This is a genomic window from Micromonospora sp. NPDC000089 (assembly GCF_042899365.1).
Lineage (GTDB): Bacteria > Actinomycetota > Actinomycetes > Mycobacteriales > Micromonosporaceae > Micromonospora.
This window is the reverse complement of the sequence record NZ_JBIAZT010000003.1, coordinates 1-18,497: the sequence shown is the minus strand read 5'-3', so window position 1 is coordinate 18,497 and position 18,497 is coordinate 1. Positions and strand designations below refer to the sequence as shown.

Here is an 18,497-nt window from a genome sequence, read left to right as displayed (position 1 = left end):
GCAATGCGGTGCTGGACGTGGCGGCCCGTACCCGCTATGGGGTGCGCAGCTCCACCAGGGTGATCTGCGGCGGCGCGCCGACGCGTACCGGCGGGCCCCAGAAGCCGGCGCCGTTGGTCACGTAGACCTTCGTGCCGTCCACCTCGCCGAGCCCGGAGACCACCGGCTGCTGCAGCGGCACCAGCAGGTTGAACGGGGCCATCTGCCCGCCGTGGGTGTGCCCGGACAGCTGCAGGTCGACGCCGAACTTCGCCGCCTCACGCGCGGCGACCGGCTGGTGGGCCAGCAGCACCACCGGCCGGCTCGGGTCCCGGTCGCCGAGCGCCGCCGCGTAGTCCGCCGGGGCGGCCAGGCCGGTGCCCGCGGCGGTCACGTCGTTGACCCCGGCGAGGTCCAGCACGCCGCCGGCGGCGCGGATCTCCTGCCGCTCGTTCTGCAGCACCCGCAGGCCGAGCCGGTCCACCTCGCGCACCCACTCCTCAACGCCGGAGTAGTACTCGTGGTTGCCGGTGACGAAGAAGCTGCCGTACCGGGAACGCAGGTCGGCCAGCGGCGCCGCCGCGTCGCCCAGCTCGGCGACCGTGCCGTCGACCAGGTCACCGACGACCGCTACCAGGTCGGCGTCGAGCCGGTTGATCGCGGCGACGATCCGCTCGGTGTGCGACCGGCCGGCCAGCGGACCGAGGTGGATGTCGGAGACGGTGGCGATCCGCAGGCCGTCCATGCTCCGGGGCAGCTTCGCCAGCGGGATCCGGACCCGGTCCAGCCGGGGCGGGCCCATCGCGGTGCGGACGCCGTACCCGGTGATGCCGGCGGCGGTGAGACCGGCGAAGATCGCCGCCCCCCGGGCGAGCAGCAGCCGGCGGGACGGGTCGTGGTCCGCCGGTGGGACCGGCGGTACGGCGGTGCCGGCGCTCGTCGGGTCGACTGGCGGATCGGTCGGGGCGGTCCCGGCGCGCACTGCGGCCGGGTCGGTCGGCGCCGGGTCGGTCGGGCGGCCGGCAGCCCCGATCAGCGCCGGGTCCGGCGCGGTGTCGGTCGACGTGGCGGCCCTGGCCCGGCGGCCCAGCACCAGCGTCACGACCGCCCTCGGCACCTCCAGCACCAGCAGCAGCACCAGCAGGTAGAACATCACCGCGAGCCAGAGGTAGCCCGGCCAGGCCAGCCAGTTCGCGCCGGCCCGGGTGCCCACCATGGTGGCCGGCACCAGCAGCGCCAGCACCAGCGCGGCGACCCCGCCGGCCCGGCGCCACCACCGGGAGCGGGTGGTGTCCCGGACCAGCCGCTTCCACAGGTAGAAGTGGATCAGACCGATGACCAGCGCGATGGTGGCGACGAACGCCAGGATCGCCAACATGCCGCCTCTTCCTCAGCCGCCCGCGAAGGGTGGCAGCACGTCGATCGTGGCCCCGGCCGGCAGCGGTGTCCGGCGATCATGCCAGGTCACGCCGTTTACCAGGAAGCTCGAAACGTGCAGCACCCCTGCCAGCCGCGGCCCGTGCCGCCGGCCGAGCTCACCGACCAGGTCGTCCAGCCCGCCGGCCGCGGGCACGGTCTCCTCAGGCCGGCCGGCGGCGGCCCGGGCGCCGGCGAAGTAACGGACGGTCACTGACACCGCTCAGCCGCCGATCGCCGACATCGGCCGGGTCGGCTGCAGGAAGGTCGGGTCGTCGATGCCGTGCCCGGCCCGCTTGCCGCGCATCGCCGCCTGCCAGCGGCGGGCCAGCTCGGCGTCGTCGGCGCCGGCCCGCAGCGCGCCCCGCAGGTCGGACTCGTCGGTGGCGAACAGGCAGGCCCGGACCTGACCGTCGGCGGTCAACCGGGTGCGGTCGCAGTCTCCGCAGAACGGCCGGGTCACGCTGGCGATGACGCCGACCCGGGCCGGGCCGCCGTCGACCAGCCAGGTCTCGGCCGGGGCGGCGCCCCGCTCGGCCGGATCGGCGGTCAGGTGGAACTCCGCCGCCAGCGAGGCGAGGATCTCGTCCGCGGTGACCATCGTCGTGCGGTCCCAGCCGTGCTGTGCGTCCAGCGGCATCTGCTCGATGAACCGCAGCTCGTAGCCGTGCGCCAGGGCGAAGCGCAGCAGCGCCGGCGCCTCGTCCTCGTTGACCCCGCGCATCAGCACCGAGTTGATCTTCACGGGGGTCAGCCCGGCGGTGGCCGCCCCGGCCAGCCCGGCGAGCACGTCGGCCAGCCGGTCCCGGCGGGTCAGCCGGGCGAACCGCTCCCGGTCGACGGTGTCCAGCGAGACGTTGACCCGGTCCAGCCCGGCGTCGCGCAGGGTGTCGGCGAGCCGTTCCAGCCCCAGGCCGTTGGTGGTCACCGAGATCCGCGGGCGGGGCCGCAGCCCGGCCACCGCGGCCACGATGCCGACCAGCCCGGGCCGGATCAGCGGCTCACCGCCGGTGAACCGCACCTCGGTCACCCCGAGCCGCTCCACCGCCACCCGGACCAGCCGGACGATCTCCTCGTCGCTCAGCAGCTGCGAGCCGGCCAGCCAGGGCAACCCCTCGGCGGGCATGCAGTACGTGCAGCGCAGGTTGCACTTGTCGGTCAACGACACCCGCAGGTCCCGGGCGACCCGGCCGTACCGGTCGACGAGGACGCCGTCGGTCGTCGGGGCGGCGGTCACCTGTCGACCGTAGCGCGACCGGGCCCGCGCAGCGCGGCGCGGGCGGCCCCGGCGACCGCGTCCCGGTACGTCGCGCCGAACATCGCGGTGTGCACCAGCAGCAGGTGCAGCTGGTGCAACGGCACCCGGGCCCGCCATCCGTCGGTCAGCGGCCACGCCTCGTCGTACCCGGCCAGGATCCGGTCCAGGTGCGGCGGGCCGCCGAAGAGGGCGAGCTGGGCCAGGTCGGTCTCCCGGTGGCCGCCGTGCGCCGCCGGGTCGACGAGCCACACCCGGTCGTGCGCCCAGAGCAGGTTGCCCGGCCACAGGTCGCCGTGCACCCGGGCCGGCGGCTCGTCGCCACCGAACTCGTCGATCCGGCCGATGAGCTGCTCGACCAGGGCGGCCTCCGCGCCGGTCAGCGCGCCGTTCGCCACCGACATCCGCAGGTACGGCAGCAGCCGGCGCTCGGCGAACCAGCGCGACCACGGCCCGTCGTCCGGGGTGTTGTCCTGCGGCAGGGCGCCGATGAAGCCCGGCCAGTCCGCGCCGAACGCGGGTGCGCCGGCCCGGTGCAGCGCGGCAAGCTCCCGGCCGAACCGCTCGGCCGCCTCGGGCGTCGGCTCGCCGGGCTCCACCCAGTCGAGCGCCAGCAGCTCCGGCAGTGCCACCACCACCTCCGGTACGGCCACCGCGCCGGCCTCGCGCAGCCAGCGCAGCCCGGCCGCCTCGGTGGCGAAGAAGTGCTCCGGCACCGGCCGGCCGGCCCGCTCCGGCCAGCTCTTGGCGAAGACCGAGTGACCGTCGTCCAGGGTGAGCCGGGACGCGGCGCAGATGTCCCCGCCGGAGACCGGCGTCTCCCGGATCCGCTGGTGGGTGAGGAACGTCGGCAGGTGCTCCGGATGCGCCCGCAGGTACGCCAGGTCCATCCGCGCACGGTAACCGCTCGGCCCGACACCAGGGGTCCGGTCGGACTACGCCCGCTCGACCTCGCGCAGCATCAGGGCGAGGCTCTGCGACCGTCGCTCGGCGGGAAGCGCCTCCCAGGCCCGCCGGGCGTACGCCACGCCACCGGCCCGGTCGCCGGCCTTCGCCATCGTGAGGCCCCGGTGCAGCTCGACATGCGTCGCGAAGCGCGGCAGTCCCACCGGCCGCGTCCGGTCGGCCTCCTCCTGAGCTTCGCCGCCGGGCCCCGGCATGCCCAGTCGCGCGTAGAGCATGCTGCGGAAGGTCGCCATCCGCCACGGCGGTACGGCGGTGTCCGACACCTCACCGTCGGCGGAGGCGACGTGGTCGAAGGCCCGCCGCGCGTCGGTGTCCAGCGCGATCGCGGCCTCCCTGTTTCCGCGCCCGGCCGCGACGTGCGCGCCCGCCATGAGGGCTTGGACGCGGCCGAGCGACGGCCGGTCGGACAACCCCAGGGCGTGGTCGGCGTACCGCTGCGCGCTGGGCAGGGCCGCGCCTTCGTATGCGAGGGCGATGGCCGCCCGCCCCCGCACCCAGATCCGGACGCTCAGGTCGTCGGACCGATCCGCGGCCGTCGCCGCCAGGTCGTACCAGCGGATCGCCTCGGCGGGGTTGGACGTCGTCTTCCCGTACGTCACCAGGGCCCGCGCGGCGTGCGACCACATGCGTGGGGTGTCGAGATGCTGCTGCAGGATCACCAGGTCGCCCGCCAACCGGGCCTGGAGCGCCGCCGCCCCGACCGCCATGTAATCGCGGCCGTACTGGTCGACCCGCTCGCGCCAGTCCTCCTCCGCCCCGCGGCCGTCGAGCGCAGCGGTGAAGCCGGCTCGGATGAGTTCACCGGCCACGACCGGGCCGACGACGCCGGCCGCCAGGCCGAGCACTTGCCGACGGTTCACGTCGCCCTCCCCGAGGGCCCGCGCATAGGCGAGCACGATGTCCGGAGTCGCGGTCCGGCGCCCTGCCTCGACGTTGCTCAGGTGCGACGCCGAATAGCACGACCGGACCGCCACCGATGCCAGCGAGACGCCGGCCTCGGTGCGAGCCTGCCGTAGTTGCGCGCCGAGGTCCCCCACTGGCCCTCCTGCTGAAGCGCTGAGGGCATCGTCGCGTCGCCGGGTCGCTCAGCCCTGCTGGGCGACCTGAGCGATGAACGCCCGCCATGCCGCCGGCGGGAACGTCAACGTCCCGCCGGCTCGGTCCTTGCTGTCCCGTACGGCGACGACGCCGGAGAGATTGTCGGCGACCTCGACACACGCGCCGCCGTTCGAGCTGCTGCGGGTGCTGGTGCGCCACTGCACGCCGATCAGGTCATCCATGCTCGCGCTCTCAGGAAGTCGATGGTCTGGTCTCGCGGAAGGGCTAGGGACCTAACGGTATCCCAGACCGCCCACAGTGGGGCAACGTCTTTGCTGACCCTGCCCTCGGCCTGGTCGTCGAGGTAGCCGACCTCTTCGCCGTCGGCCACGGTCGCGATGATGAACGGCCCAGCCTGGCCTGGGTGGAGGCCGGCGCTCAGCGGTAGCACGTGCACCATCACCGTTGGCCGCTCGGCCATCACCGCCAGATGGTCGAGCTGATCACTCATCACGTCCCTTCGGCCCCGGCGTAACGCCGCTTCATCGATCACGAAGACCGTCAGTGGGGGACGGGGGCGTTCGAACACCGCGGCCTGACGCCGAAGGCGCGACTCGACATGGGCGTCCGCATCAGCGTTGAGCGGCCCACTGGCGAGCACCGCTCGGGCGTACGCCTCTGTCTGCAGCAGGCCGGGCAGCACCGACGACTCGAACCAACGCAGCCCGGTGGCCTCTCGTTCGACGTCCGTCCATGGCCGGAACCATGTCGGCTCGCGTCGCTTCATCGCTTCGGGCCAGAGCTCGTCTACATCCCTGCCGAGGATGGAGGCGACCTTGGCGCGATGTCGAGTCTGAGGAATTCGTCCCTGGCTCACCCAGCGTTGAGCGGTCTTGGGGTCGACGCCTATCTGACCTGCCAAGCTTTCGGCCGTCTCCCCGGCCTGATGCATCGCTGCCATGACAATCCGATTCATCCCGTGTTCATCCCCCTGCCTCGCGAACGTCCGAAGTGCATAGTGCAACGCTGTGTATTCGTCTGGCAACGGTTGGAAGTCTTGCCTGCAGGTGGCGCGGCCGGTGGAGGACCCGAGACCCGGCGGTCGCGTTCGCAGTGGGGCCGTCCCGGCAGGGGTGGCGGGACGGCCCCCTTCCATCGCTGCTGAAGGAGGAATCGCCGTGCACTTCCTGCGCCGCAAGCCCAGCCCGCCGTCGCCACCGCCGGTGCCGCCGACCGCGCGGCCGAGCTAAGTGACGCAACCGACCTACGTCTATCCCACCAGCGGCCCGGGTCGTGCCGGCAACCTGACTCCGGCGCAGCGCTGGCGGGCCGGCGGGTGGCGCGGGAACGGCGGTCCGAGGTGATCCGGTCGGCGCCGCCGCACCTGCCGATGCGCCCGCTCTGGCGCTGCCGGAACTGTGGTGCCGAATGGCCGTGCCAGCCGGCCCGGCTCGCGTTGCTGGTGGAGTACCGCGCCGACCGGACGGCGCTGCTCATCTATCTGAGCACGCTGATGGCGGAGGCGGGTGCGCAGCTCTCCCAGCTCAACGGGCACGCCATGCCGGAGAATCTGACCGAGCGCTTCCTGTCCTGGGCGCGGGCCCGGTAGTGGCGTGGGCCATGCTGGACCGTCGCGAAACGCGTCCACCTGCGGTAATACTCTCCGTAGCTGTGGATGAGCGGCGTGTCGTCCACAGGGGCTGTCGTCGCCGCCCGGTCCGCCGGACGCTGCTTGCATGAACGCGACCGACCGCCCCCGGCTCACCGTCCGCTCGCCCGCCGACCTGATCGCCGCCGTGCCGTACCTGCTCGGCTTCCACCCCGCCGACAGCGTGGTGGTGCTGGCGCTGCGCGGCCGGCGGATCATCTTCGCCGCCCGCGCCGACCTGCCCGACCACGACACCGACCCGCGACTGCCCGCCCGCCACCTCGGTGGGGTGCTGCACCGGCAGGACGCCGAGACGGTCACCGTGATCGGCTACGGGCCGGCCGAGCGGGTGACCTCCACCGTCGACGCGCTCCGGGCCACGCTGGCCGACACCGGGCTGCCGGTGCTGGAGGCGTTGCGGGTGACCGACGGGCGGTTCTGGTCGTACCTCTGCACCGAGGTGGACTGCTGCCCGCCCGACGGCACCGCGTACGACCCCGGGGCCAGCCAGGTCGCCGCCGCGGCGGTCTTCGCCGGGCAGGTGGCGCTGCCCGACCGGGCCGCGCTGACCGCCCAGGTGGCCCCGGCCGGTGACCGGGGCGCGATGCGCGCCGCCGGAGTCCGGGCCGAGCGGCGGCTGCTCGACCTGCTGCGGGAGGCGCCCAGCGCCGACGTGGTGGGCGGCCGGTCGGTCCGGGCGGCGGGGGTGGCCGCGGTCCGGGCCGCGATGCGTCGGCACCGCCGGGGCGAGCGGCTCACCGACGACGAGGTGGCCTGGCTGAGCCTGCTGCTCACCCACCTGCCGGTGCGGGACCACGCGTGGGAGCGCACCGACGGCCGGGACGAGGACATCGACCTCTGGGGTGACGTGCTGCGCCGCGCCGAGGAGGAGCTGATCGCCGGCCCCGGCAGCCTGCTGGCGTTCGGTGCCTGGCGGGCCGGGCAGGGCGCGCTGGCCGCGGTGGCGTTGGAGCGGGTGCTGGCCGCCCATCCCGACTACTCGTTGGCCCAACTGCTGGACGACCTGCTGCGCCGCGGGGTGCCGCCGTCGGAGCTGGACGGCTGGCCGGCGGTGGGCGAGCCGGGGGTGCTGCGCCGCCGCCCGCGTCGACGGGGGCGCCGCCGTCCCCGTTGACCGAATCGGTAGCACCGCCGGTGCTACTACTGGTACACTCGCGGGCATGACCTCGAAGCGCTCGGTGAGCCTGCCCGACGATGTCGCGGAGTGGCTCGACCGGCAGCCCAACGTCTCCGCCGCGATCGCCGCCGCCGTGCGCGTCCAGATGGCCGGCACCCAGTTGGACGAGGTGCTGCGGCGGGCTGGCATCGAGGTCACCGAGGCCGGCAAGGCCCGCTGGCGGGAGCGGCTCGCCGCGCCGATCCCGGCCGACGCGCTGGCCGAGGGGCGGCGGATGCGGGGGGAGCCGACGTGAGCGCCGACATCGCGGTCGTGCTGGACGCCACCGCCCTCACCGCGTACGTCGAGGGCCGGGTCGCCGTCGGCGAGTTGGTCGCGGAGGTCGCCGACCAGGGGCGACAGGTCGCCGTCCCTGCCGTGTGCCTTGCCGCTGCCCAGGCGAACGTCCGCTCGGACATCGACGCCGCGCTGCTGCGCCTGCTGATGACCACGCCCGTCGTTCGGCTGCTGCCGTTGTCCGGGAACGACGCCGAGGAGACCGGCGTGCTGGCTCGGGCGGCCGGTGCCGACCTCGCGGTCGGTCACGCGGTCCAGGTGGCGTTGGCCCACGAGGCGCACTACGTCACCACCCGGCCCACCGAGGCCGCCAAGGCGCTACCCGGCAACTGGAGCATCCTGACGCTGGACTGATCCGGCCCACGCGCCTGGGGCATCCACCGGGCGAGCTACCCCGCCATCACACCTCGGGCTGACGCCGTCTCACCGGGATCCGGGAGAATGGGCCGATGCCCGACCCCTCCGTTCCCCGATGAGTTACGGCCTGCTCCTCTCGCTCGCCGGCCTGGCGCTGATCGACAGCACCAGCATCGGCACCCTCTTCATCCCCATCTGGCTGCTGCTCGCCCCCGGCCGGGTCAGCGTGGCGCGGATCCTGGCGTACCTGGCGACCATCACGGTCTTCTACTTCGCCGTCGGGTTGGTGCTGATGTTCGCCGGCACCTGGATCGTCGACCGCCTCGGTGGGGCGCTGGACGCCCGACCGGTGCTCTGGGCGCAACTCGTCGTCGGCATCCTCCTGCTGTTGCTCAGCTTCCGGTACGACGGCAGGCGCGACTCGGGCCGCGGGGCGATGCTGCGCTGGCGGGACCGGGCCACCGCGGGGAACGCCTCGGTACGCGCGCTGGTCGGGCTGGCCCTGTTCGCCGCGCTCGTCGAGGTGGCCACGATGCTGCCGTACCTGGGTGCGATCGGGCTGCTCACCACGTCGGAGCTGGGCGGCCCGACGATGGTGGCGCTGCTCGGGGCGTACTGCCTGGTCATGGTCCTGCCGGCGGTGCTGCTGACGGCGGCGCGGGTCGGCCTGCCCGGGCTGCTGGAGCCCCTGCTCGTCCGGCTGAACGCCTGGATCGACAAGCGGGCCGGCAGCGCCCTCGGCTGGGTGCTGGGCATCGCCGGGTTCCTGGTGGCCCGGGACGCCACCGTCAAGCTCGGCCTGCTGGAGCGGATCTTCGACTGAGATCGGGCGGCCGGCCCGACGCGGTCACACCACGATCCGCTGCGGGCCGGCGTAGACGTTCATCGTCCGGCCGCGCAGGAAACCGACGAGCGTCATCCCGGCCTCCTCGGCCAGGTCGACGGCGAGCGAGCTGGGCGCGGAGACCGCGGCGAGCAGCGGTACCCCGGCCATCCACGCCTTCTGGGTCAGCTCGAAGCTGGCCCGACCGGAGACCAGCAGCACGTGCCCGGCCAGCGGCAACTTGCGTTCCCGCACCGCCCAGCCGACCACCTTGTCGACGGCGTTGTGCCGGCCGACGTCCTCGCGGAGCACCACCAGCTCGCCGTCCGGCGTGAACAGTCCCGCCGCGTGCAGCCCGCCGGTGCGGTCGAACGCCCGCTGCGCCGCCCGCAGCCGGTCCGGCAGCCCGGACAGCAGCTCCGCCGGGACCCGCAGGCCGTCCCCGGCCACCGGGTACGGCGAGCGGGTGCGGATGGCGTCGATGCTGGCCTTGCCGCAGACCCCGCACGAGCTGGTGGTGTAGAAGTTCCGCGACGGGTCGGTGGTCGGCTCCGGCACGTCGGGGGCGAGCACCACGTCCACCACGTTGTACGTGTTGGGTGTCTCGGCGCCCGCGCAGAGCTGGGCGGTCAGCACGTCCTCGGTCGACCGGATCAGCCCCTCGGTGAGCAGGAACCCGATCGCCAGATCGATGTCGTCGCCCGGCGTTCGCATGGTCACCGCGAGCGGCCGGCGCCGCCCGGGACCGGCCGGACCGACCCGGATCTCGAACGGCTCCTCCACCGACAGGGTGTCCGGGCGGCGTACCGGTGGGCGTCCGTCGCCCACCGCGTCGAGGTCGATTCGGAGCACGCCACGCCGGTCAGTCGCCCGTCCCATCCCGCCATCCTGCCCCGCGCCCCGGCCACCCCGCACGGCGCGCCACCGCTTCCGCCCCGGCCACCCCGCGTACGCCTGGCTCCTCCTCGGCCCGGAGGCGCCCGCAGGCCGACTGGGGCGCGTCCTGCCGATCTTGTGGGGGACCTGCCTCGGGATCTCCCGGATCGCGTTCAGCCGGTAGCCCAGCCGAGGGTGGATCTACCGCTGCTGACACATGTCTGGCGGGTCGTGTTCGAGCAGCGAGCGGGCGCGGGCGCCCACCAGGGGTTTGAGCCCGGTGAGGGTCGTCCCGGTGTTCCGGAAACCGCTGGCCGCGGCCGCACCGGATCCGAGGACCCGGTGCGCGTTTGGCTCACTTCGAGTCGATGCGGCCGGCCGGGTTCGGCTCCGCGCTGACAGCTGCGATCTCGGTGTTCCACGCGGTGGCGTCGATGTCGAGTGACATCCTCAGGAACGCGGTCGAGGTTCGGCGGATCAGGTCCACACGCTCGGGGCTCTCGTCGGTCGTGTCGGCCGCGCGATAGCCGTGGATGCCGCCGAGGGAATGCTGCCCGCCGAACACCGTGACCAGGCTCTGCGCTCCCGGGCTGAGGCGGTATACGTCGGTGAACCAGTCCGGTCCGCGCGTCGAGAGCGCCGACTGGTCGTCGTCGCCGGCGACGACCAGGGTCGGAGTCTTCAGGGAGTCGAAGTCCGGGTTCATGAACGAGAAGTGCTCCCGCGCGAACGGGGCCAACTCCGCTCCGCCGAGCCCGGTGGTGGCCAGCAGGACGCCGGCCTTCACGCGGGGGTCGGTGCGGTCCTCGCCTGGCTGCCCATCGGTCCCGAGGACGCGTGCGCCAAGCAACATTCCTGCGGACTGGCCTCCCCACGAGTGACCGGCGATCGCCAGGCGCTCGTGGTCGACGCGGTCGGCGAGGCCGGGCACCGCGGCGACGATCGTGGCGAGGTCGTCGATGACGCGGGCCAGGTCGTCGACCCGGGTCTGCCAGATCGTGGGATATCGCGGATCAGCCGGCGTGAGGCCGAACGTCGTGGAGTCCAGGAACGTGGGCTGCACGACGACGAAACCGTTCGCTGCCCAGTGGTCGACGAGCGGGTCGTACCAGTCCATCGCGCCGCCGAAGCCGTGCGCGAAGACGATCACCGGCAGGTCGGTGCCGGAGGTGGGCGCGGAGACGCGGACCTGGAGGTCATCGCCGCGGCTGGGTGCAGTGAGTACGACAGGCTTAAGGGACAGGATGGGCATGGATGTCCTTCACGAGAGGCGTTCTGCAGCGAAGCGGAGCAACGCTCCATATCAACGTACCCAGCCTTGCTCCGGTTTTCAAGGCGGAACGGAACATCGCTCCGCTTCACCGGGACGCGTGGCACAATCGTCGGGTGGCGACGACGGAACCAGGTGGTGCGGCGCCGAAGCGCCGGGCGGATGTCGCGCGGAACGAGCGCGCGCTGCTCGACGCGGCGGCCGAGGTGTTCGCGACCTCCGGCGTCGACGCCCCGGTCCGCGAGGTGGCTGCGGCCGCCGGTGTGGGGATGGGCACCCTCTACCGCCACTTCCCGACGCGGGCGGATCTCATGGTGGCGGTCTATCGACACCAGATAGACGCCTGCGCGGAGGCCGGTCCCGCGCTGCTCGCCTCGGCGCCGTCACCGTTCGCCGCGCTGCTCGACTGGATCCACCTCTTCGTCGACTTCCTCGGCGCCAAGCACGGCCTGGCGAAGGTGTGGCAGGGCGACGACGCCGGCTACACGGCGCTGCACCAGCTCTTCCTCGACCGCTTGGTCCCGGTCCTGTCCGACCTGCTCGACGCGGCCACCGAGTCCGGCGAGGTGGTCGCGGACATTCGGCCGTACGAGCTGATCCGAGCCGTCGGTGACCTCGTCGCGTGGACCGTGCAGGACCCCGACTATGACGTACGGCGAATCGTCACGCTGCTTGTCGCGGGCCTTCGTCAGACCCAACCTGGGTGGCTACCGGCACGGTCGGATCCGCCGGACTGAGACTCCGTCGAGTTGAGTCGCCCAGTCGGCCCAGTCGGCCCAGTCGGCCCAGTCCGCCCAGTCGGCCCAGTCCGCGAGCTGACCCGGACGCGGGACGGGGCTACGGTGGCCGGGTGGCGGCGTACGCGGCGGTGGTGCTCGCCGGCGGCGCGGCCCGCCGGATGGGTGGTCGGGACAAGCCCGCGCTGCCGGTGGCCGGCCGGCCGATGCGCGACCGGGTGCTGGCCGCGGTGGCCGACGCCGCGCCACGCGTGCTGGTGGGGCCCGCCCCGGCCCTCGCCGACGTGCTGTCCACCCGGGAACAGCCGCCGGGCGGGGGCCCGGTGGCCGCCGCCGCGGCGGGACTGGCCCTGCTCCCACCCGGTACGACCACCGTCGCCCTGCTCGCCGCCGACCTGCCGCTGCTCACCCGGGAGGCGATCGGCGCCCTGCTGGAAGCGGCCGGGCCCGGATCGGCGCCCGATGGTCCGATCCCCGACGGGGCCTGCTTCCTGGACGACGACGGTCGCCGGCAGCCGCTGTGCGGGGTGTGGCGGGTGGCCCCGCTGCGCGCCGCGCTCGACCGGATCGCCGGCCGGCGCGGTGGCACGCTCGACGGCGCGGCGATGCGGGAGCTCCTCTCCGAGCTGGCCGTCCGGGAGGTGGCCTGGCGCGGGGCGGGCCCGCCACCGTGGTTCGACTGCGACACTGACTCGGACGTACGCCGGGCGGAGGAGTGGACGCGATGACGGTGATGGACGACTGGGTCACGGCGGCCTGCGCCGAGCTGGACCTCGACCCGGCCGACGTGTCGGTGCCGATGGTGCTGGACCTGGCCAAGGACGTCGCCCACCAGGTGCTGCGGCCGGGCGCGCCGGTGACCGCGTACCTGCTGGGGGTCGCCGTGGGACGCGGCGCGGCACCGGCGGAGGCGGCGGCCCGGTTGAGCGCCCTGGCCGGCGGCTGGCCGGTGGAGTTGGGCGGCGGACCCGAGCGCGAGGAGTGAGCCGGGTTTGCGAGCCCCGCAGTCGCGAGCGAAGCGGGCACTGTGAGCGCGAGGAGTGAGCCGGGTTTGCGAGCCCCGCAGTCGCGAGCGAAGCGGGCACTGTGCGCGCGAGGAGTGACCGGCGGCGCGCGGGTGTCCGATCCCGGTCGCGGTGGATTCGACCCCCGGCACGTCTGGGTAGGGTGACCTTGACGGACGGAGGCGATCATGACGGCAGACCACCCCCCGGTGCCGACCGGCGAGCAGCCTGGCGGCACGCCGGAGCAGGGCGAGCAGCCCGGCGGCGCGCCGGAGCAGTATGAGTCGGTCCTGCTGGACGAGCCGACCACGGCCGACCTGCGGGCGAAGGTCACCGACGCGTGGCGGGAGTTCGCCCGGGCGCTCGCCGAGCTGCTGCGTGGCCTGCCGGCCGGGGCGCACCTGGAGCTGACGCTCGACCCGACCGCGTCAGGCACGGGTGACGCGGTCTACTCGATCAGCGTCGACGCCGCCGACGGTGGCCGGCTCTCGGCGCGCGCGGTCGGCAACGCCACCCTGCCGCAGGGCTACCGGCTGGACCGGGCCGCGGTCGCCGACATGGTCGCGCTCGGCTGGTCGCCGCCCGGGGTGGCGGAGGGCTCCGGCGCGCAGTTCGGCCTGGACACGGTCGTCGCCGACGCGGGCAAGCTGGCCGGGTTGCTCTCCCGCACGCTGCGGGATGTCTACGGGGCGCCGCACCCGGCCTTCCTGGTCTACCTGACGCAGGATGCCGAGGGTGAGCCGTTGCCGGTGCAGCCGCTCGGCACCGCCCGCAGCGAGTTCGGCCCGGACCGGGACGTCGAGGCCGACCTGGACGAGGCGCTGGCCGCTGCGGCGAGCGCCCAGGTGGGCGGGAACGACGTGCTGGCGCTGGAGGAGCGGGTCCGCACGGTGGTCTCCACGATGCTGAAGTCGGAGGCCGACCAGCTGCAGGTCGACTCGGACGGGGACATCAACATCCGGGCCGGCTCGGCGATGGTCTTCGTCCGGGTGCGGGACAATCCGCCGCTGGTCGACGTGCTGTCCCCGGTGCTGACCGAGGTGGAGCCGACCGAGCGGCTCTACGTGAAGCTCTCCGAGTTGACCAACCGGATGCCGATCGGCCGGCTGTACTGCGCGGACGACACGGTCTGGGCGTCCATCCCGGTGTTCGGTCGCAACTTCCAGGCCACCCACCTTATGCTGGCCGTGCAGGTGATGACCGGGCTGGCCGACGAGCTGGACGACCGGCTGCACGGCGAGTTCGGCGGCAGGCGCTTCTTCGGCGAGGGCGACAAGCCGGGCCGCGGGGAGACCGAGCACCGCACCGGCATGTATCTCTGACCTCAGCCGCCGGACGGCCCGACGCCGGGCGACTCGACCAGCCGGGAGAGCACGATGGTGCTCCGGGTGGACGTCACGAACGACTCGGCGCGCAGCCGTTCCAGCGCCTCCTCCAGGTGCGAGATGTCGGCGGCGCGCAGGTGCACGAGCGCGTCCGCCTCGCCGGAGACGGTGTACGCCCCGACCACCTCGGGGTGCCGCCGGACGGCCACGCCGATCTGCGCGGGCGTGGTCCGGCCGGCGCAGAAGAGCTCGACGAACGCCTCGGTGGTCCAGCCGACGGCGGCCGGGTCGACGACGGCGGTGAATCCCCGGATCACCCCGGCGGCGCGGAGTCGGTCCACGCGACGTTTGACCGCCGGCGCGGAGAGTGAGACGCGGGTTCCGATATCCGCGTACGACGCCCGGGCGTCGGCGACGAGTAGCGCAATGATTCGCTGGTCCACCGCGTCTATCTGCAACGTTCCGCCTCTGGGAAGCAATGGTTCTGGCTGTTATCGACGTTCCAGGCTACCTACCCTTGGTCACCGTGAACCAGCAGCGAGTCCCGCGTAAGCGGACATATCTCATGTGCGCCCCGGAGCACTTCGCCGTCGAGTACGCGATCAATCCGTGGATGGACGTCACCACCGCCGTCGACGTGGACCTGGCGGTCAAGCAGTGGAACCGGCTGCGCGAGACCCTGGTCGGTCTCGGTCACGACGTGCACCTGCTGACTCCCGAGGCCGGCCTGCCGGACATGGTCTTCGCGGCCAACGGCGCGTTCGTGGTGGACGGGACGGTCTACGGCGCCCAGTTCAAGCACGAGCAGCGGGCCGCCGAGGCCGCCGCCCACCGGGCCTTCTACGAGGCGCAGGGCTGGCACTTCATCGCCCCGAGCGAGACCAACGAGGGCGAGGGCGACTTCGCGTACCTGCCGGAGGCGCACGGCGGGTTGATCCTCGCCGGGCACGGCTTCCGTACCGAGCTGCCGGCGCACGCCGAGGCGCAGGAGGCGCTGGGCCGTCCGGTGATCTCGCTGCACCTGGTCGACCCGCGCTTCTACCACCTGGACGTGGCGCTGGCCTCGATCGACGACGGGAACGTGGTGTACTTCCCGGGCGCGTTCTCGGCGGCCAGCCAGCGGGTGCTCGCCCAGCTCTTCCCGGACGCCGTCGTCGCGGACGACGAGGACGCCCTGGCCTTCGGCCTGAACCTGGTCAGCGACGGCGCGAACGTGGTGCTCAACAGCGAGGCGACCCGGCTGGCCGGCAAGCTCAAGGCGGCCGGCTACACCCCGGTGCCGGTCGAGCTGGCCGAGCTGAAGAAGGGCGGCGGCAGCGTGAAGTGCTGCATCGCCGAGCTGCGCCACTGAGCCAACCCTCGCGCGGACACCGCGAAGGGCCGGCCCCCACCCGGGGGGTGCCGGCCCTTCGTCGTACGAAGGTCAGCCGAGCGTGGCGATCTCGGTGACCAGGACGTTGGACAGCAGCTGCCCGTCGTACTGGACCCTGCGCAGGTACCACTGCTGCTGCGGGGTGCGCGGCTGATTGAACTGCCACACGCCGCGCGGGCTGTCGATCTGGCCGACCTTGCCCATCGCCAGGTTGACCTGCTGCGGGTTCGGGTTCGGCCCGGCCAGCTGGATCGCCTTGTCCAGCGCCTGCGCCGCGTCGTACGAGGCCACCGCGTACGCGGTCGGGGAGGCGTTGAACGCCCGCCGGTACTCCGAGGTGAAGATCCGGTTGGCCGAGTTGTTGAGGTCGGCCGAGTAGTTCATCGCGGTCTGGATCGTGCCCGGCCGCAGCCGCTGGGTCTCCACGTCCGCCAGGCTGCTGGCCACCTCGTTGAGCACCGTCCCCTCGGTGAGGAAGCCCGGCCCGTAGAGGGCGCCCTTCCACGAGCGGGCGCGCAGCTGGCGGAGGAACTGCGCGGCGGCGGTGCCGGCGAAGGAGCAGAACAGGGCGTCCGGCTTGCGGGCGAGCACCTGGTTGAGGTCGTAGCCGAAGGCGTTGTCGCCGGGGTTGGCCGCGGCGGTCGTCCAGACCGGCTGGCCCGCCAGCCGCGGGTCGTCGGGCCCGAACGCCTCCTGGAAGCCCTTCACCACGTCCTGGCCGGCGGCTCCCTCTGGCGCGATGACGGCGATCCGGTCGCCGGCCGGCATGGTCTCCTTCAGGTACGCCCCGAGCGCCCGCCCCGGCTCGTCCAGCACGTACGCGGTGCGCCAGATGTAGACCACGCTCTGCAGGCTGGACGCCGAGGCGTTGGAGGCGACCAGCGGCACCCGCGCCTTCTCGACCAGGTCCCGTACGGCGGAGAGCACGGCGGCGTTCACCACGCCGGTGAGCGCGAGGACGCCCTGCTTGATCAGGCCGTCGATGGCGGCCTGGCCGCTCTTGGGGTTGGCGCCCTCGTCGGCGGTGACCAGGGTGACCGGGTGGCCGCCCAGCCGCTGGTCATTGAGCATGAGGTACAGCTGGAACCCGTTGATCAGCTCCGCGCCGACCGTCTTGCCGGGGCCGGTCTGCGGTGCGACCAGGCCGATCTTGATCGGCGAGCCGTCGGTGGCGCTGGTGTCGTCGTCGTTCGAGCCGCAGCCGGCCAGCATCCCGGTGGTCCCGAGCGCGGCGAGGAGTTGAAGGGCCTGCCTGCGGTTCATCTGCGACACCCAAATCCCTCCGGAGGAGTTGCCGGGCGTCATCGCCCCTCCGGCGTTCTACCTGCTCCGCGACGCTGCGTCAATGCCTCTTGATCTTTGTGCAGCGACTGCAACGCGGCGACCACCCGCGGCCAGGCCGCCGACTCCGGGTCGATGAGCCCGAAGTGCTCGCATTCCGGCAGCTCAATGAGGTCGACGGCGGCTCCCGCGGCGCGGGCGGCGGCGACGAACGAGCGGCTCAGGTCGGCCGGGACCTGGCGGTCGCGCCCGCCGTGCACGATCACCGTGCGTGGCCGCAGAGGCACCAACACCCGTGGATCCGCCGCCGCGTACCGCTGCGGGTGGTCGGCGGGCCCGCCGCCGAGCAGCGCGGCCACCGCCCCCGAGTCCAGGTCCCGCCGGTACGCCTCGGCGAGGTCGGCGACCGGCGCCAGCGCGAGCACCCCGGCGACCGCGTCCGGGGCGTGCGCGGCGGCGTAGAGGGCGAGCTGACCACCGGCGGAGTGCCCGAGCAGCAGCGGCGCTCCGGCGGCGGCGACGCCCGGCAGCGCGTCGGCGACCAGCCGGGGCAGCGCCCTCACCCCGGCCAGCACGTCGGTGAGGGTGCCCGGCCAACCGCCGCCGGGCTGGCCGGTGCGCCGGTACTCCAGCTGGGCGACCGGCCAGCCGGCGGCGGCGAGCGCGGCGGCCAGCGGGCCGGTGTGGGTCCGGTCGTACTCGGCCCGCCAGAACCCGCCGTGCAGCACGGTGACCAGCGGCCGGGCCGGGCCGTCGCCGGCCGGTCGGCGCAGGTCGACCACCTGCTCCGGGTGGTCCCCGTACGGCACGGTGGAATCGGGCGGCGGGGCCGGACGGGTGAGCACCTCGCGGGGGTCGGCGGCCATGCCGGCGACGCTAGCGCGCCGGGCGGCCCGGCCGGGGGCGGGGGAGCCGGACCGGGCGCGTGGGCCGGGCCGGCGTGGGTAAGGATGGGACCCATGACCGAAGCGCATTCCGCTGGACAGAACGACGGACCGCACCGGGACGACGCCGCGCAGCCGGGCACCGTGGTGGTGGTCGGGCCGGACGGCCGGCCGGTCGGCACCGTGCAGACCGACGAGGCCGCCGGCGAGGACCCGACCCGCCTGGTCGAGCAGCCGGCCAAGGTGATGCGGATCGGCAGCATGATCAAGCAGCTGCTCGAGGAGGTCAAGGCCGCCCCGCTCGACGACGCCAGCCGGCACCGGATGAGGGAGATCCACCAGCGCTCGATCGTCGAGCTCAAGGAGGGCCTGGCGCCCGAGCTGCGCGACGAGCTGGAGCGGATCTCGCTGCCCTTCACCGAGGAGAAGGCGCCCAGCGAGAGCGAGCTGCGGATCGCGCACGCCCAACTGGTCGGCTGGCTGGAGGGGCTGTTCCACGGCATCCAGGCCGCGCTGGTCGCCCAGCAGATGGCCGCCCGGGTGCAGCTGGAGCAGATGCGCTCCGGCCGGCAGGCGCTGCCCAGCGGCCCGGCCGGCATGGTGCCGGGCATGCCCGGCATGGGCCAGCCGTCCGGCGGCGAGGGACACAACACCGGCCAGTACCTCTGAGGCGGGGGGGGGGGGGGGGGGGCCCCCCCCCCCCCCCCCCCCCCCCCCCCCCCCAACCCCCCCCGCCCCCCCCCCCCCCCCCCACAAAACCCCCCCCCCCCCCCCCCCCCCCCGGCCCCGCAC

The 18,497-nt window shown here is 73.8% G+C and carries 23 protein-coding genes; 11 read left to right on the top strand and 12 right to left on the bottom strand.

Annotation, left to right across the window (positions count from 1 at the left end):
- Positions 1 to 34: 34 nt before the first annotated feature.
- Genes ACFY3U_RS06685 through ACFY3U_RS06655 form a run of 7 tightly spaced genes read right to left on the bottom strand, consistent with a single transcriptional unit; the run spans position 35 to position 5,630 of the window.
- Positions 35 to 1,357, bottom strand: coding sequence for a metallophosphoesterase (locus ACFY3U_RS06685; RefSeq protein ID WP_387196076.1), 1,323 nt, complete (start codon positions 1,355 to 1,357; stop codon positions 35 to 37).
- Positions 1,358 to 1,369: 12 nt separating this feature from the next.
- Entirely contained in the window at positions 1,370 to 1,615 is a 246-nt protein-coding gene (locus tag ACFY3U_RS06680; protein WP_387196073.1) for a MoaD/ThiS family protein, read from the bottom strand.
- Between the two features lie 3 nt (positions 1,616 to 1,618).
- Positions 1,619 to 2,632, bottom strand: a complete 1,014-nt coding sequence (gene moaA, locus ACFY3U_RS06675; protein ID WP_387196070.1) for a GTP 3',8-cyclase MoaA — start codon at positions 2,630 to 2,632, stop codon at positions 1,619 to 1,621.
- Positions 2,629 to 3,540 (bottom strand): fructosamine kinase family protein, encoded by a 912-nt coding sequence (locus tag ACFY3U_RS06670; protein WP_387196067.1) that lies wholly within the window; start codon positions 3,538 to 3,540, stop codon positions 2,629 to 2,631. The genes moaA and ACFY3U_RS06670 overlap by 4 nt, the downstream gene beginning before the upstream one ends.
- A gap of 45 nt (positions 3,541 to 3,585) precedes the next feature.
- On the bottom strand, positions 3,586 to 4,653 hold the full coding sequence (locus ACFY3U_RS06665) for a helix-turn-helix domain-containing protein (RefSeq protein ID WP_387196064.1): 1,068 nt from the start codon (positions 4,651 to 4,653) through the stop codon (positions 3,586 to 3,588).
- A gap of 48 nt (positions 4,654 to 4,701) precedes the next feature.
- Positions 4,702 to 4,896: a DUF397 domain-containing protein gene (locus ACFY3U_RS06660; RefSeq protein ID WP_387196061.1), complete on the bottom strand. Its 195-nt coding sequence runs from the start codon at positions 4,894 to 4,896 to the stop codon at positions 4,702 to 4,704.
- Positions 4,884 to 5,630 carry a helix-turn-helix domain-containing protein gene (locus ACFY3U_RS06655; RefSeq protein WP_387196058.1) on the bottom strand — a complete coding sequence of 249 codons (747 nt, stop codon included), beginning with the start codon at positions 5,628 to 5,630 and terminating at the stop codon, positions 4,884 to 4,886. The genes ACFY3U_RS06660 and ACFY3U_RS06655 overlap by 13 nt, the downstream gene beginning before the upstream one ends.
- Positions 5,631 to 6,014: 384 nt before the next feature.
- Between ACFY3U_RS06655 and ACFY3U_RS06650 the strand changes: the two genes are divergently transcribed.
- The 5 genes from ACFY3U_RS06650 (at position 6,015) to ACFY3U_RS06630 (ending at position 8,956) form a co-directional block, all read left to right on the top strand.
- Positions 6,015 to 6,263, top strand: a complete 249-nt coding sequence (locus ACFY3U_RS06650) for a flavin reductase (protein ID WP_387196055.1) — start codon at positions 6,015 to 6,017, stop codon at positions 6,261 to 6,263.
- Between the two features lie 127 nt (positions 6,264 to 6,390).
- Positions 6,391 to 7,437 (top strand): DUF4192 domain-containing protein, encoded by a 1,047-nt coding sequence (locus tag ACFY3U_RS06645; RefSeq protein WP_387196052.1) that lies wholly within the window; start codon positions 6,391 to 6,393, stop codon positions 7,435 to 7,437.
- Positions 7,438 to 7,483: 46 nt separating this feature from the next.
- Positions 7,484 to 7,735, top strand: a complete 252-nt coding sequence (locus ACFY3U_RS06640) for a hypothetical protein (protein ID WP_387196049.1) — start codon at positions 7,484 to 7,486, stop codon at positions 7,733 to 7,735.
- Positions 7,732 to 8,130, top strand: a complete 399-nt coding sequence (locus tag ACFY3U_RS06635; protein WP_387196046.1) for a hypothetical protein — start codon at positions 7,732 to 7,734, stop codon at positions 8,128 to 8,130. The genes ACFY3U_RS06640 and ACFY3U_RS06635 overlap by 4 nt, the downstream gene beginning before the upstream one ends.
- A gap of 118 nt (positions 8,131 to 8,248) precedes the next feature.
- Positions 8,249 to 8,956 carry a GAP family protein gene (locus ACFY3U_RS06630; protein WP_387196043.1) on the top strand — a complete coding sequence of 236 codons (708 nt, stop codon included), beginning with the start codon at positions 8,249 to 8,251 and terminating at the stop codon, positions 8,954 to 8,956.
- Positions 8,957 to 8,980: 24 nt separating this feature from the next.
- On the opposite strand, the gene fdhD is transcribed toward ACFY3U_RS06630, so the two are convergent.
- Together fdhD and ACFY3U_RS06620 are read right to left on the bottom strand one after the other, a co-directional pair.
- Positions 8,981 to 9,835 carry a formate dehydrogenase accessory sulfurtransferase FdhD gene (gene fdhD / locus ACFY3U_RS06625; protein WP_387196039.1) on the bottom strand — a complete coding sequence of 285 codons (855 nt, stop codon included), beginning with the start codon at positions 9,833 to 9,835 and terminating at the stop codon, positions 8,981 to 8,983.
- A gap of 352 nt (positions 9,836 to 10,187) precedes the next feature.
- Positions 10,188 to 11,084, bottom strand: a complete 897-nt coding sequence (locus ACFY3U_RS06620; protein ID WP_387196037.1) for an alpha/beta hydrolase family protein — start codon at positions 11,082 to 11,084, stop codon at positions 10,188 to 10,190.
- Between the two features lie 2 nt (positions 11,085 to 11,086).
- Between ACFY3U_RS06620 and ACFY3U_RS06615 the strand changes: the two genes are divergently transcribed.
- From ACFY3U_RS06615 to ACFY3U_RS06600, 4 genes are all read left to right on the top strand, one after another.
- A complete protein-coding gene (locus ACFY3U_RS06615; RefSeq protein WP_387196034.1) occupies positions 11,087 to 11,839 on the top strand; it encodes a TetR/AcrR family transcriptional regulator in 753 nt (250 codons plus the stop codon).
- Between the two features lie 113 nt (positions 11,840 to 11,952).
- Positions 11,953 to 12,567: a molybdenum cofactor guanylyltransferase gene (locus ACFY3U_RS06610; RefSeq protein ID WP_387196031.1), complete on the top strand. Its 615-nt coding sequence runs from the start codon at positions 11,953 to 11,955 to the stop codon at positions 12,565 to 12,567.
- Positions 12,564 to 12,824: a DUF6457 domain-containing protein gene (locus tag ACFY3U_RS06605; protein ID WP_387196028.1), complete on the top strand. Its 261-nt coding sequence runs from the start codon at positions 12,564 to 12,566 to the stop codon at positions 12,822 to 12,824. The genes ACFY3U_RS06610 and ACFY3U_RS06605 overlap by 4 nt, the downstream gene beginning before the upstream one ends.
- Positions 12,825 to 13,031: 207 nt before the next feature.
- A complete protein-coding gene (locus ACFY3U_RS06600; protein WP_387196025.1) occupies positions 13,032 to 14,165 on the top strand; it encodes a hypothetical protein in 1,134 nt (377 codons plus the stop codon).
- Between the two features lie 2 nt (positions 14,166 to 14,167).
- On the opposite strand, the gene ACFY3U_RS06595 is transcribed toward ACFY3U_RS06600, so the two are convergent.
- Positions 14,168 to 14,626: an Lrp/AsnC family transcriptional regulator gene (locus ACFY3U_RS06595; RefSeq protein ID WP_387196022.1), complete on the bottom strand. Its 459-nt coding sequence runs from the start codon at positions 14,624 to 14,626 to the stop codon at positions 14,168 to 14,170.
- Between the two features lie 59 nt (positions 14,627 to 14,685).
- Between ACFY3U_RS06595 and ddaH the strand changes: the two genes are divergently transcribed.
- Positions 14,686 to 15,519 (top strand): dimethylargininase, encoded by an 834-nt coding sequence (gene ddaH, locus ACFY3U_RS06590; RefSeq protein WP_387196019.1) that lies wholly within the window; start codon positions 14,686 to 14,688, stop codon positions 15,517 to 15,519.
- A gap of 72 nt (positions 15,520 to 15,591) precedes the next feature.
- On the opposite strand, the gene ACFY3U_RS06585 is transcribed toward ddaH, so the two are convergent.
- Positions 15,592 to 16,812 (bottom strand): ABC transporter substrate-binding protein, encoded by a 1,221-nt coding sequence (locus ACFY3U_RS06585; RefSeq protein ID WP_387196016.1) that lies wholly within the window; start codon positions 16,810 to 16,812, stop codon positions 15,592 to 15,594.
- A 29-nt stretch (positions 16,813 to 16,841) separates the two neighbouring features.
- The gene (locus ACFY3U_RS06580; protein WP_387196013.1) at positions 16,842 to 17,687 is read right to left on the bottom strand and encodes an alpha/beta hydrolase family protein; all 846 of its coding nucleotides are present in this window, start codon (positions 17,685 to 17,687) and stop codon (positions 16,842 to 16,844) included.
- An 84-nt stretch (positions 17,688 to 17,771) separates the two neighbouring features.
- Between ACFY3U_RS06580 and ACFY3U_RS06575 the strand changes: the two genes are divergently transcribed.
- A complete protein-coding gene (locus ACFY3U_RS06575; RefSeq protein ID WP_387196010.1) occupies positions 17,772 to 18,374 on the top strand; it encodes a bacterial proteasome activator family protein in 603 nt (200 codons plus the stop codon).
- Positions 18,375 to 18,497 lie beyond the last annotated feature (123 nt).